This is a genomic window from Finegoldia sp. P1-F-LS, from assembly GCF_052932205.1.
In genome coordinates, this window is record NZ_JBRFJH010000003.1 from 178,516 (window position 1) to 192,908 (window position 14,393).

The window sequence follows — 14,393 nt, forward strand, 5'->3', positions numbered from 1 at the left end:
AAGCACGCTTCGCTTACGCGGTACGATTTTGGACGGATTTTTTCGATTTGAAATCAAAGCAATTTTTTCCGTATGATATTCTTAGCATGAATGTGTAATACTCTTTTTCCTATTTTCTTTTAAAAACCATATATCTATAATCCAAGTCTTCGTATGATTTAATGTCTGATTCTTCTGATACATAGAAATCTTGGTCTTCGAATAAGTTTCTTATTTTCGCATCGTATTCAAATTCACAATCAACATAAGTAATTACGAATTCATCAACTAAATGAATCAATGATTCAATGGTGTTTGCTCCACCTATCAAATACTCTGTCATTTTGTGATCTGGATTGATTTCTTTTAATGTGCGTAGCAATTCTTCTTCATTTTTCACGCACAACATTCCATCCAAATCTTTGCTTGTAATTATAATGTTGGTTCTGTTTGGTAGAGGTTTTGAATCAGGTAGAGATTCCAATGTTTTTCTTCCCATGATTACGATGTTTCCCGTAGTCAATTCTTTAAATCTTTGCATGTCTTCAGGAATCGAAAAAAGCATATCTCCATCTTTTCCTATCGCAAAATTTTTGTCTACTGCTAATATAACTTTCATTAACAAAAATCTCCCTTCCTTATATTACTTACAATTTCGTTCAATTTTTCCATTGCATGATCATCTGTCCAATCAAAATCATCCTCGCAGATTCTTACTACAAGTATACCCATTTCCTCGCAGCAAATATCAAGCATGCTGCTGTAAATGGCATTTTGTAAATCAGATGATGAATTGTGAAGGGTAATTTCGCATTTATTTATCCATTTATCAAGGCAAAAACCATAGTTTTTTTCTGGCGGATAATTTTCAAGCGCAGTTTTTCTTTCTATTGTGAATTTTCTGTTCGCATCGTACATAAAACAAAGCTTATTTTCATCATTATAAGCCATTATATTGATATCATTGACATATCTTATCAAATCATCTCTGGTTATTTTGTCGTCTAATTCATTCAAAACTTTCTTCAGATTTTCGTTATCTATGTTTGGTTTCAAACTCGAAAAATTCTTGCTAAATTCTATATCTCCGCTAAAATACACTCGCAGTATTTTTTTAATAGCATCGATTTGTTCTTTTTCATAATCAGATGCCAAAAAAGTACTGTTTTCCATAAAATCTCCTTTATATTACATCCATTTTTTCTTTTTAAAGAAATAAATCATGACGCTGGTAATCACAATCGCAGTAACCCAGAACAAAATATATCCGTATTTTCCTTGAAGCTCCGGCATATATTTAAAGTTCATCCCATAAACGCCAGTCAAAAATGTCAACGGCAAAAATATCGTCGACCACACAGTCAACACCATCATTACTTCGTTAGTTCTGTTGGAAATATTCGTGTCAAATGCGTCTATCATGGAATTTATCATATCGCGATACACTTCGATGAATTCAAGCATTTGAATAATATGATCGTACAAATCTCTCATGTAAATCGATGTGTTGTGACTGACTAGATTGACTCTGAATTTTGACATTTCATTGATAACTGTACGCAACGGCCACAAAGTTTTTCTCAAAAATATCAGGTTTTTCTTCATGGTGTAAAGTTCTCTTAGAACATCATCGTCGTGATTTGTCATCATAGTGTCTTCCAAATCGTCGATATATTCTCCTAAAATATCAAAAATTTGATAATAATTGTCGATTACCGCATCCATTAACAAAAGAAGTAGACCGTCTGTAGTTTTGGGTCTAAAGACAGGTATTTTTTCTAATTTATCCACAATTCTGTCAAATGATGTGGATTTGTTTTGTTCAACAGTTACCAACAAATTTTCTTTTAATACGAATGACACTTGATTAAATGACAATTCCTTTACGCTATTGAACATATCGTAATCCACAGTATCCGTTACAACGAACAAATAATCGTCATAAGCTTCTAGTTTTGTTCTCTGCTCTACATCCAACATATCTTCTATTATAAGAGGATGGATTTTGAATTTTTCTTTCATTTTTATAAAATTATCCGAATCAGATAATCCTGTGATATATATCCAATTTATCCTATCATCTCTCAATTCGATATCATCGATGTCTGTGGTTTGATGTTTGTCAAAATGATGTTCATTAAAACTGCAAAAAGTAATTTTGGTGTTTTCGAGATCATTCTCAAGCCTAAGAGTTTCTAATATTTCATTGATTCTATCCTCAAATAATAAATTAGCCAATACTATCTCCTATTTTTCGTCCAATAACTTATTTGCGTAATTTCTATATGTTGATTTTGAATTATCTCCAACAAGTCTATCTATGATTTTGCCATCTTTTATAAACAAAGTCGTAGGTAGCGGCAAAGCTTCGTAATGTGTGATTATCTCATCTTTGTTTATTTCCTTGACTTTTTTTGCTGTATATTCGTAAAATTCAATCTCTCCTTGGAAGGATTTTTCAATGTCTTCCAAATCATTTTTCGCCGGAATACAAGGGCAAATCCCGTCCGCTTCGAAAAATAAAATCTTGTTTCCTTTGTTAAATACCTTAGAGTTGATGTCACTCTTTTTAAATTTTTTCATTTGGTACTATCCTCCAAATCTCTTCTGCATATTCTTTTATCGTTCTATCAGATGAAAATTCCCCGAAATTAGCGATGTTCATCAAACTCATCTTCGCCCATTTTTTCTTATCGGAGTAAGTTTGTAAAATCTTTTCGTGAATTTGTTCATAATCGTTGAAATCTTTTAACACATAATATTCATCCAATTTAAATGAAGAATCTCTGTTAACAAGTGAATTGTAAATATCCAAGAACATAAACGATCCACTATCATTGATCAAATCGCTTAGCAAAGTATCCACAACTCGTTTGATGTTTTCATCCTTATAATAATACTCAACTGGATTGTAAGTTTCTCTGATGGAATTTAACACATCAACAGTCGCTCCAAATGGGAAGTTGTTGTCTTCACCTGCGTGATTGAAAATCTCGATGTTTGCACCGTCGTAAGTTCCCACAGTCAATGCTCCGTTTAACATAAACTTCATGTTACCAGTTCCCGATGCTTCTTTTCCCGCAGTTGAAATCTGCTCACTCACATCTGCTGCAGGATACACCAATTCTCCGATGGATACATTGAAGTTTTCCAAGAAAACGACCTTGATGTATTTGCTGACAACATCGTCGTTGTTCACGAGATTTTTAACTTCATTGATGAATTTTATAATAGCTTTTGCTCTGAAATAACCAGGTGCAGCTTTCGCTCCGAAAATATATGTTTGTTTTGGAATATCTGTTATTTCATTATTTTTAATCTTGTAGTATAAATTCAAAATATGAAATGCATTCAACAATTGTCTCTTATATTCGTGAAGTCTTTTCACTTGTATATCGAAAATCGAGTTCTCGTCCACATCGATTTGTTCATGCTCTTTGATGTATTTTTTGAGTCTGATTTTATTGTGAAGTTTGATTTCCATTAATCTATCCAAAACACTGTCATCATCTTGGAAATTTTCAAGTTCTTTTAATTTCGTCAAATCCGTCTTCCAATCTTCTCCCAAAAGTTCTGTAATGTATTGTGTTAATTCTGGATTTGCATAAAACAACCAACGTCTTGGAGTAATTCCATTTGTTTTGTTGACAAATTTATCCGGATACAAATCGTGCCATGGTTTTAATGTATCATTTTTCAAAATTTCTGTGTGAATTTTCGCAACACCGTTAATTTTTACGGCAGTTAATATCGCTAAATGTGCCATGTTAACAGTATTGTCCTTCACTATTCTGAGATTGTCGATTCTATCCACAGAATAATACAATCCCACCAAATCACTTACAAATCTCTTATCGATTTCAGTGATAATATCCATAATTCTAGGACTCACCTCTTCTACAACATCGACATTCCATTTTTCCATTGCTTCTTGTAAAATCGTGTGATTAGTGTAATTGAAGACATTGCTTGTAATATTCCAAGCTTGTTTCCAAGAAAGTTTTTTGTCATCCATCAACACTCTCATCATTTCAGGTATAGCCATAACAGGATGTGTGTCATTTAATTGAATTGTATTGTATTTTGCAAAATCTTCAAAATTTACATCATTCGGAAAATTTTTCTCGTATTTTTCGATTATATCTTGAATAGATGCGCTACTGAAAAAATACTGTTGTTTTAATCTTAAAACTTTACCAGGTCTTTGGATATCATTCGGATACAAAACTCTCGTAATATCTTCTGCTCTATTTTTTTCTTTTACTGAATCGTCGTATTGAAAATTATTGAATTTTTGAAAATCAAATCCGTCATCACATTCCGCCTGCCACAACCTCAAAGTGTTTACAACATGGTTTTTGTAACCTACAACTGGCATATCATAAGGAACTGCTTTTACGACTTGGTTTTTGTATCTAATGATTTTGGATTCAGATTCAACACGTCTTGACCAAGGATCCTTGTCCAATGTCCAATTGTCTCCGACTTCCATTTGAAATCCGTTGTGAAAATATTGTTTGAAAAGTCCTTGGCGATATCTAACGCCGTAACCTGTCAACGGATAATCCAAGCTCGCTGCGCTTTCCATGAAACACGCTGCAAGTCTTCCTAATCCACCGTTACCCAAAGCTGCATCTTCTTCTTGAATTTCCAAATCATTGATGTCGATGTCCAATTCTTTTAAAATTTGTGAATATTTTTCATCCAATCCCATATTCAACAAGTTGTTTCCCAAAGATCTTCCTATCAAAAATTCTGCGCTAAAATAGTAGGCATTTCTAATATGTTTGTGTTTGTCAGAAGTTTTCTTCCAATCATCCGCCAATTCGTTCATTATTATTTTCGAAAAAGCTATGTATTTTTCTTTTTTAGTTGAAGTTTTCAAATCTTTCCCGAACATATTAAATAAAATTTTTTCAAATTGCAACAAAAATTCTTCCTTTTCCATAAAATCCTCCTATTCTCAGCTCAACTATATTTTACCACATTTGTGAAATAGTCCTATTAAATTTGTATTGTTTTTTTATAAAAATCAACAAAAATGATACATTTTTCTAATTTATTGATATAATGTTTTAGTTATAGTAATATATTAATGAGTCACAAGAAAGGACAAAAATTATGCAAAAAAATATATATGTATTATATGGCGGTCCTAGTACTGAACACGAAGTAAGTATTACAAGTGCTAGAACATTAATAAATAATTTATCAAAAGAAAAATACAACGTAAATGCGATTTTCGTTCGCCGCGATAAAAAATTTATAATGAAAGAAAACATAACTGAAGAAATAAAATCCGACGAAGAATTGATTCTTGACACTGATCTTTCAGTAATAGAATCTGTCAGCGATTGTATCAGTAAAATCAACCCTGAAAACACTGTAATATTTCCTGCAATTCACGGAAGTTACGGCGAAGATGGAACTATCCAAGGTTTCATAAAAGTTTTGGATTTGCCATTTGTAGGATGTAATGTGTTGGGTTCTGCGTTATGCATGGACAAGGGATACACTAACGATATTTTCGAATTGAACAAAATTCCTCAAGCAAAATACGTCGTACTTTGCAAAAACGACGATTACAATTTGAAAGAAATTTTCGAAAAAACATCCAAGGCTGTTTATGTGAAACCATGTAATGCCGGTTCATCAGTTGGCGTTATGAGAGCAGAAACAGAAGAAGAATTGGAAAAAGCAATTCAAAACGCATTCCAATACGACAGAAGAATTTTAGTTGAAGAAGAAATCATAGGCCCTGAACTTCAAATCGCGGTTATGGGCAATGATAATCCTGTTGCATCACGTCCGGGTGTATACCAAATACACGATGTAGAGTTTTTCGATTACGATGCAAAATACAACGATTCAAAAACAGAAATGCTTACACCATTTCCAATGGATGAAAAGTTAGAATTAAAAGCAAGACATTTGGCAGAAAAAGTGTACAAATTAATGAGTTTGTCAGGCTTTTCAAGAGTTGATATGTTCGTAAAAGACAACGAACTTTGGGTGAACGAAATCAATACAGTACCAGGACTAACTCCACATTCAATGTTTCCAGTTTTGTGGAAATGCACTAACGATATGAGTGTTTCAGAAGTATTCGACAACTTGATTGGTTTGGCTGTTGAAGAATATGAAAAAAATAAAGCATATAAGTTAGAGAGGTAAATATGTTAACAAGAAATTTAAAAACAATAACAGAACTTACTAACACAATTATAAATGAAAAATACCATGATATAATGGTAAAAGGTATCTCAACAGATACAAGAACTATTCAAAAAGATAATATGTTCATCGCTCTTAGAGGAGATAATTTCGATGGACAAAATTACATAGAGATGGCTTTCGAAAAGGGCGCATCTTGCTGTGTAGTTAACAGAGATTACAGAAATATCAACGATTATCCTGTAATCGAAGTAGACAATACTAAAGAATTCATGATGGATTTAGCTAGAGGTTACATCAGCAGCTTGGACTGCAAGGTAATCGCAATCACTGGATCCAACGGAAAAACAACTACAAAAGATATAATGAGTTCTTTATTAAAAGAAAAATACAAAGTAGTTAAGACACAAAAAAATTACAACAATGAAATTGGATTGTCCAAGACGATATTTGATATAGACGATGATACAGAAGTTGCCGTCCTTGAAATGGGAACTGAAAATTTCGGAGAAATCAGACAATTGACAAACATCGCGCATCCTGACATCGCAATGATTACAAACATTGGCGACAGTCACCTATTGAATTTGAAAACAAAAGAAAACATTGCAAGAGCGAAATTCGAAATCCTTGAAGGATTAAAAGAAGATGGAATATTTATTTTAAATAATGACGATCCAATTCTTAGAGAAGTAAAGCAAGAATACAAATTACCAGAAAAAACCATAACTTTTGGAATAAAACCAGAAAGCGATTATAGAATGGAAATGATCAAAGCTGATGAAACAGGATCGACTTTTTCAATCAACGATCATGTGTTCAACATAGAATTGTTGGGACATCATCAAATGTACAACGCTACAATGTCAATAATAGTAGCTGAACTTATGGGATTGGATTATTCTGATATTGCAAAAGGACTTAAAAATATCGAATTAACTGGAATGAGAAACGAACTTATCCTACTAGACAAATTCCATATTTTAAACGACAGTTACAAATCAAATCCACAATCACTTACAAGCTGCCTAGAAACAGCTTATGGATTGCACGGCTATTCTAGAAAAATCGCCGTATTAGGTGATATGCTAGAGCTTGGAGACAACGAAATAACTCTTCACAAAAATATCGGAAAATCAATCAATCCAGAAAAAATCGACTACGTATTGGCAACTGGACCATTAGCTGAAAACATAATCAAAGGAGCACGAACAAACTTTGCAGAAGATAAAGTGTTCTACTTTGAAACAAAAGAAGAATTGCTTGAAAAATTACAAGAATTAATCGTGGACAACACATTAGTTTTAGTAAAAGCATCTCATGCAATGCAATTCGATAAATTAGTCGAACAAATAAAAGAAATTTAACATCAAAATTTTAAATTATAGAAAAAAATAACAAGCCCTTATGTAAAAATTTGCATAAGGGCTTGTTTATTTCTAGGAAAGTTTGAGGTTTTCTTTTTTATATATTTTTCTTTGCTTGTTTATCGTTATAAATTCTCTTCATCAACATTCCAAGCGCAAACACTCCAAATAAAATTATAAGTCCTTTTACCCATGTAGATGGATTTGTGGATTTGCTTGCTGCATAAGAATAAATCAATGTAGCTGGAAGTTGTCCGATTCCTGTCGCGATGAAAAATTCCCAAAATCCCATCGGAGTCAATCCCGCTGCATAGCTTATAGGATCAAATGGAACGAATGGCAATAATCTTGCAACCAAAATAGCGTTCTTGCCATACTTGTCGAAGAATCCTTCTACTTCCTTCAATGCTCCTTTTGTGGCAAATTTTTCTGCAATATCTCTTCCCAAAAATCTTGCAATTCCAAAACAAAGAGCTGCTCCTGCCATTGCAGATGTCCAAGACAATATACTTCCTCTGACCCATCCCCAAATTGCTGCATTAGAAAATGTAATAAAAAATGCTGGAATTGGTGCTGCAATTGATTGAAGAATCATCATCAAGAATGAAATTATAACCGCAGTCTTTCCGAACGATCTGATGTACGCTTTTACACTTTCAAGGTCTTTAAAAGCTTTGGACATGTTAGTCACGCCTTCTCTGAGTGGTTTGATAAATACAAATGCAAGAACCACAATGAGAATAACGACAATTTTTTTGATATGTTTATTTTCTAATTTCAAAATTACCCCTCCTTATATTCATTATATCAAATAAAAAAATAAACACTTATTGAAATATTCTATAAGTGTTTATCATTTATTATAATTTACGAATTAAATTTTTCTTTGTCGAAATATTCTTCACCAGAACTATTAGCGACGATGACTGTACACACAGCATCTCCTGTGATATTTATCGCTGTTCTAATCATATCCAAAATTCTATCTATTCCCATTATCATTGCAATCGCAGAAATCGGAAGTCCAATTGAATTAAATACCATGGATAAAGTTATCAACCCAACAGATGGAATTCCCGCAGTACCTACCGATGCAAGTGTCGCTGCAGCAATTACCGTCAAGAAATTTTGTGGAGTTAATTGCATTCCGTAAGCGTTCGCTGCAAATACTACCGCAACTCCCTGCATGATTGCAGTTCCGTCCATGTTGATAGTCGCTCCAAGTGGAATTGTGAATGAAGAAATTTTTCTACTAACTCCAAGCTCTTCCAATTTGTTTATGTTCATTGGCACTGTTGCATTTGAAGATGATGTGGAGAATGCGAATCCCAAAACTGGGAAAAATTTCTTCAAGAATTTGAATGGATTTACTTTCGCAAAAATCGTCAATAAAACCATGTACACTAATAAAAGTTGAAGTCCCAATCCTAAAACTACTGTGAGCATGTACTTTAACATAGAGAATATTGCAGATAATCCCAAAGTTGCGAATGTTTTTGTAATAAGTGCAAATACACCAATTGGTGCAAACTTCATTACAATCATAGTCATATCCATCATGATGTCGTTGAACTCTTCGCAAATATTTGCAACGTTGTGTGCTTTTTCTCCCAAATTCGCCAAAATAATTCCAACTAAGAGTGCAAAGAAAATTATTTGCAACATATTTCCTTCAGACATCGCTCGAATTGGATTTGTAGGAATTAAATTCAATACAGTATCTTTTAGTGAAACAGCTTGTGCAGGATTGGCCTCTGCTGCTTGACTTACTTTGGTAAGATCAATTCCAACTCCAGGCTTGATAAATGATGCCAATAATAGCGCCAACGTTATCGCCAAGGCAGTTGTGAACAAATAAAACACAAGTGTTTTAACTCCTATTTTTCCTAGTTTTTTAGTATCTCCCATGCTCATCGCACCAGTTACAAGTGAGAAGAACACCAATGGAACCACGAGCATTTGCATTAATCTAATAAATCCTTGTCCCAGTACATCAAATACACCATTTACCAAAATTGTATCTTTTATATATGATGAAGGAACAAATAGATTAAAAATTATTCCGACAAACAACCCTAAAAATAATCCTATGAAAATTTGAGTTGTAAGTCCCATTTTTTTCTTTTGTTTCATAAATATCTTTCCTTTTTCTTAAAATTCATTTTGCATTACAAATTGTTTTTTTCTATATATTTTTTCAAAGAAGTTTGCCAATCTGTGAATTTGTAAATTTGTGAAGTGTTCAATAAGAAGTTTTCCAAAGCTGTAAAATCTGGTCTGTGGCCTTCTACTCTCAAATTCTCATCTTCTATTACTTCTGCATTAATTCCTTTTATTTTCAAGATTTCTTCTGCAAATTCTTTTCTACTAGCAACACCTTCGCATGATGCATGATAAATTCCATAATCGTAAGTAGACATCAATTTTACTATAAATTCTGCTAATTGATATGCACTTGTTGGAGAAGAATATTGTGCTTTAGGAACATAAACTTTTCCTGTTTGAATTGCTTCTTTTATAATGTCTTCTACTCTGTGATTTACTGGTGAAAATAACCAGCTAGTTCTCAAAATAAAATGTTTCACGCTGAATTCTCTTACGAAATTTTCTCCCATCAATTTGCTTTTACCATACATTGTCGTAGGATGTGGAGTGTCGTATTCTCTGTATGCACTTCTAGATTGTCCACTGAAAACATCATCTGCAGACATGTGAATTATTTTTGCATCTACAGTATTCGCTGCAACCGCCATGTTTCTCGCGCCCAAAGCATTTACTCTGAAAGCCTCGTCAGGATTTTCTTGACACAATACAGGATCTGTTAATGCAGAACAATTGATGATTATATTCGGTCTGTTTCTTCTTGCAAATATAGAAGTTTCATCGGAATTTACAATGTCTACGATGTATTTGTCAGTTGCCAATACCTCATCTTCAAATGGATCCAAATATTTCTGTAAAACTTTTCCGATTTTTCCATCTGCTCCACTTATCCAAATTCTATTTCTACTCATAATCTCTCCTTAAAAATTTATTTCCAATTCAACTGGACAATGGTCTGATCCCATTATGCTTTGGTGAATTTTCGCATCAACAAGATTGTCCTTCAAATCATCGCTAACCAAGAAATAATCTATTCTCCAACCAGCGTTTCTTTCTCTCGCCTTTGCAAAATACGACCAATAAGAATACTCATCAGTTTTATCTGGATAAAAATATCTGAATGTGTCGATGTATCCGTCATTCAATAAAAGTGACATTTTATTTCTTTCTTCGTCGGTAAATCCTGCTGAACGCCTGTTTGATTGTGGATTTTTCAAATCAATTTCATTGTGAGCGACATTCAAATCTCCACACACAATTACAGGTTTTCTGTCCCTTAAAATATTCAAATAATTGTGAAATTCATCTTCCCACACCATTCTATAATCCAAGCGTTCTAGTTTTTGTTTAGAGTTTGGAGTGTAGACATTCACCAAGAAAAAATCTTCGTATTCGCAAGTAATCACACGTCCTTCAGTGTCGTGTTCATCAATTCCAATCCCATAACTTACTCCAATTGGCTCAACTTTTGTGTAAACCAAAGTTCCAGAATAACCAGCCTTGTTTGCAGAATAAGAATATCTGTGATAACCTTCAATGTTCATTTCGTCAGTCATTTGATTTTCTTTCATTTTGATTTCTTGTAAACAAAAAATATCCGCATTCAAACTATTGAAAGCATCCATAAATCCTTTTTTCATAACGGCTCTGTATCCGTTAACATTCCATGATATTAATTTCATATACTCACCTCTTATTTGTTATTTATTATATCATATACAGTTTTGTGACTTATATTTGTAAATTTTTCTAACAATTATTTATACCCAAATAAACGAAAATTTAATAAATTGTGATTTTGTTAAGTTTTCTCAATTTGATATAATATATTAAAAAGAAAAAAGGAGATTTTTATGCAAGATTATAAAAATTTTAAATTAATAGATACAAGAGAATTGTCAGACATCAATTCTACTGCATTTCTTTTCGAACACGAAAAGACAAAAGCAAAAGTTTTGAAGCTTTCTAACGATGATGAAAACAAAGTATTTTCAATTGCTTTTAAAACTATTCCTCAAGATAGTACAGGTGTCGCTCACATAATGGAGCACTCTGTATTAAATGGATCCAAAAAATACACAACTCGTGAACCGTTTATGGATTTGGTAAAATCTTCGCTACAAACATTTTTGAATGCGATAACTTATCCAGATAAAACTTGCTATCCAGTAGCAAGTCGTAACGCCAAGGATTTCAAAAATCTCGTGGACGTTTATTTGGATGCAGTATTTAATCCAATTGTTTACGAAAAGAAAAATATTTTCTACCAAGAAGGATGGCACTACGAAATCAAAAATGTAAATGATGATATCAAATACAATGGTGTAGTGTACAACGAAATGAAGGGTTCTTACAGTTCAATTTATACGATTATTTTCGATGAATTGTTCAAATATTTGTACCCAGACACAACTTATGCACATTCATCGGGCGGAAATCCTTACAACATTCCAGATTTAACTTACGAAAAATTCTTGGAATTCCACGACAAATACTACCACCCATCAAATTCGTTCATTTATTTTTATGGAAATGGAAATATCGAAGAAGAATTGGATCATTTGTCAGAATATTTGGATGAATATGATTACAAAAAAATCGACTCAGAAATTCCTTACCAAAAACCATTTGAAAAGGCTAAGAAAGTCCAAGTCGAATACAATATATCAAAAGATGAAAATCCTGACGGAAAAGATGTATTGGTTTATGCAGCAAATGTCGGACACATCACAAATGTAAAAGATGCATTTGTTTCAACTATTTTAAGTGATGTATTGTTCTCCAACGAATCTGCGATAATCAAAGAAAAATTATTGCAAGAAAACATCTGTGAATCTGTAGAAAACGTATCATCTTACGGCCAAGAAATCACAATGGGTGTTATCGCTGAGAACTCAGATGTAAAAAACACTGAAAAATTTGAAGCATTAGTTAAACGAGAATTAGAAAACATCGTGAAAAACGGAATCGACAAGGACGAACTCACTTCTACTCTTAACAAATTAGAATACGATTTGAAAGAAGCAGGAAGTTTCCACACAAAAGGAGTTATCTATTTCTTAAAATCAGCTCTAAGTTTCATGTACTCAGATAGCTACTACGACCAATTGCAATTCTCAGAAACTCTTGCAGAATGCAGAAAATTAATCGATACAGATTACTACGAAAAATTCATCGAAGAAAAATTATTAAACAACAATTTCAAATTGATACTTTCTTTGAAGGCAACACCAGGTCTTAATTTGAAAAAAGACAACGAAGTTAAGGAAAAATTAAAACAATACAAGGAAAGTTTGTCCGATGAAGAATTGAATGAATTAGTAGATTTGAACAAAAACTTGGAACAATTTCAATCAGAAGAAGACACAAAAGAACAAAAAGACACTATTCCAACATTGGAACTTTCCGATATTGACGCAAAACTTGAAGATGTGGAAAGAATCGAAAAGAAAATCGACAACTACACATTCTTAAATCCAAATCTATTCACATCAAACATTCACTACGCATCATTTATGTTTGATTTGTCGAAGTTCTCGCAAAAAGATTACTTCTATTTGTCACTTCTATCCGATTATATCGGACTAAGCGATACTACAAATTACGATTACAAGAAATTATACACTCAAACATATCTTGCATCAGGTGGAATATTCACTGCTATTCATTTGAGTAATACGAAAAATAGCGAAGATTTGAAAACTAATTTTGTGTTTAGTTTTAAAACAATAGAAAAAACAGAAGACGAATGTATTAAAATCTTGGAAGAATACTTGTTTAATGTGAAATTCGAAGATAAAAACAGATTCAAAAACATACTTCAAAACTTGAAACAAGAATATAAAACGAGAATTCTTGAAGCAGGAAACCAATTCGCATTGACAAGATCGATGGCGTCATTCTCAGAAAAAAGCGTATTGGAAGATGAATGTTCTGGAATTAGTTACTACGAAAAATTGTGCGACGTGTTGAATGATTTCGATGAAAAAGCAGACATCACTTTGAAGAAATTAAAAGATTACTACGAAAAAATCGTAAATTCAAACGATATGATTGTTAGCATTATCAACGAAAAAGATTCTGCAAGCAAATTCTTCGCCAAATTACAAAAATCATTGATTGCAAAAATGAACACAGAAGATATCAACATCAAATCTTCTCCAACAAAATTCTTCAAATTAAAAGAAGCTTACAAGACATCATCAAATGTGAATTACGTAGTAAAATCAGCTGATTTGAAAAAATACGGATTTGAATACAATTCCAAAATAACTGTGTTGACAAATATATTGAACACTTCTTTCTTATACAACGAAGTCAGAGCAAAAGGCGGCGCTTACGGAGTTGGAATGAGCGTTAGCTTGAATGGAATATTGTATGTATATTCCTACAGAGACCCTAACATCAAAAACACAATCGACATTTACGATCAAATTGATAAATTTGTCGAAAACATGAGCTTCGATGAAAAAGAAATGAAACAATTCATCATTGGAACTGTGAACCAATTCAACCCACCTATGACGACATTCACAAAAGGAAGTCGTTCGATAAACATGTATTTGTCAGGAAGAACTATTGAAGATTACGAAAATTATCTTGAAAACATGCTACACACAACAGTAGATGATTTGAAACAATTTGCTCATATAATCAAAAAAGCAATGAAAGAAAATCACTTAGTTGTTGTTGGTAATGATACAAAAATCGATGAAGATGCAGATCTTTTCGACAAAATAATAAACGTAGAATAAATTTGAGTACTAAAAA

Annotated in this window: 12 protein-coding genes; 3 read left to right on the forward strand and 9 right to left on the reverse strand. The window is 32.7% G+C overall.

Annotated features, from left to right (window positions below):
• Positions 1-109: 109 nt before the first annotated feature.
• Genes ACU68Y_RS04245 through ACU68Y_RS04265 form a run of 5 tightly spaced genes read right to left on the reverse strand, consistent with a single transcriptional unit; the run spans position 110 to position 4,927 of the window.
• Positions 110-598, reverse strand: coding sequence for a dihydrofolate reductase (locus tag ACU68Y_RS04245; protein WP_035111287.1), 489 nt, complete (start codon positions 596-598; stop codon positions 110-112).
• Entirely contained in the window at positions 598-1,152 is a 555-nt protein-coding gene (locus ACU68Y_RS04250; protein WP_060790201.1) for a hypothetical protein, read from the reverse strand. Before ACU68Y_RS04250 ends, ACU68Y_RS04245 begins: the two co-directional genes overlap by 1 nt.
• A gap of 15 nt (positions 1,153-1,167) precedes the next feature.
• Positions 1,168-2,217 (reverse strand): magnesium/cobalt transporter CorA, encoded by a 1,050-nt coding sequence (gene corA / locus ACU68Y_RS04255; protein ID WP_002839777.1) that lies wholly within the window; start codon positions 2,215-2,217, stop codon positions 1,168-1,170.
• A gap of 9 nt (positions 2,218-2,226) precedes the next feature.
• A complete protein-coding gene (locus tag ACU68Y_RS04260) occupies positions 2,227-2,562 on the reverse strand; it encodes a thioredoxin family protein (protein WP_004166991.1) in 336 nt (111 codons plus the stop codon).
• Positions 2,549-4,927, reverse strand: coding sequence for a glycogen/starch/alpha-glucan phosphorylase (locus tag ACU68Y_RS04265; protein WP_446755385.1), 2,379 nt, complete (start codon positions 4,925-4,927; stop codon positions 2,549-2,551). The genes ACU68Y_RS04260 and ACU68Y_RS04265 overlap by 14 nt, the downstream gene beginning before the upstream one ends.
• 173 nt (positions 4,928-5,100) lie before the next feature.
• Between ACU68Y_RS04265 and ACU68Y_RS04270 the strand changes: the two genes are divergently transcribed.
• Both ACU68Y_RS04270 and ACU68Y_RS04275 read left to right on the forward strand, forming a co-directional pair.
• On the forward strand, positions 5,101-6,153 hold the full coding sequence (locus ACU68Y_RS04270; RefSeq protein ID WP_094229446.1) for a D-alanine--D-alanine ligase family protein: 1,053 nt from the start codon (positions 5,101-5,103) through the stop codon (positions 6,151-6,153).
• A 2-nt stretch (positions 6,154-6,155) separates the two neighbouring features.
• Positions 6,156-7,520 (forward strand): UDP-N-acetylmuramoyl-tripeptide--D-alanyl-D-alanine ligase, encoded by a 1,365-nt coding sequence (locus ACU68Y_RS04275; protein ID WP_446755386.1) that lies wholly within the window; start codon positions 6,156-6,158, stop codon positions 7,518-7,520.
• 97 nt (positions 7,521-7,617) lie between these two features.
• Here the strand turns inward: ACU68Y_RS04275 and ACU68Y_RS04280 are convergent, their stop codons facing one another.
• The 4 genes from ACU68Y_RS04280 to ACU68Y_RS04295 form a co-directional block, all read right to left on the reverse strand.
• Positions 7,618-8,301: a TVP38/TMEM64 family protein gene (locus tag ACU68Y_RS04280; RefSeq protein ID WP_094225411.1), complete on the reverse strand. Its 684-nt coding sequence runs from the start codon at positions 8,299-8,301 to the stop codon at positions 7,618-7,620.
• Positions 8,302-8,387: 86 nt separating this feature from the next.
• Positions 8,388-9,653 carry a dicarboxylate/amino acid:cation symporter gene (locus tag ACU68Y_RS04285; RefSeq protein ID WP_004166912.1) on the reverse strand — a complete coding sequence of 422 codons (1,266 nt, stop codon included), beginning with the start codon at positions 9,651-9,653 and terminating at the stop codon, positions 8,388-8,390.
• Positions 9,654-9,688: 35 nt separating this feature from the next.
• Positions 9,689-10,534, reverse strand: a complete 846-nt coding sequence (locus ACU68Y_RS04290; RefSeq protein WP_446755387.1) for an SDR family oxidoreductase — start codon at positions 10,532-10,534, stop codon at positions 9,689-9,691.
• A gap of 9 nt (positions 10,535-10,543) precedes the next feature.
• The gene (locus ACU68Y_RS04295; protein ID WP_002841429.1) at positions 10,544-11,305 is read right to left on the reverse strand and encodes an exodeoxyribonuclease III; all 762 of its coding nucleotides are present in this window, start codon (positions 11,303-11,305) and stop codon (positions 10,544-10,546) included.
• Positions 11,306-11,476: 171 nt separating this feature from the next.
• On the opposite strand from ACU68Y_RS04295, the gene ACU68Y_RS04300 reads away from it, so the two are divergent.
• Complete coding sequence (locus tag ACU68Y_RS04300) at positions 11,477-14,377, forward strand: insulinase family protein (protein WP_446755388.1); 2,901 nt, start codon at positions 11,477-11,479, stop codon at positions 14,375-14,377.
• Positions 14,378-14,393: the final 16 nt, after the last annotated feature.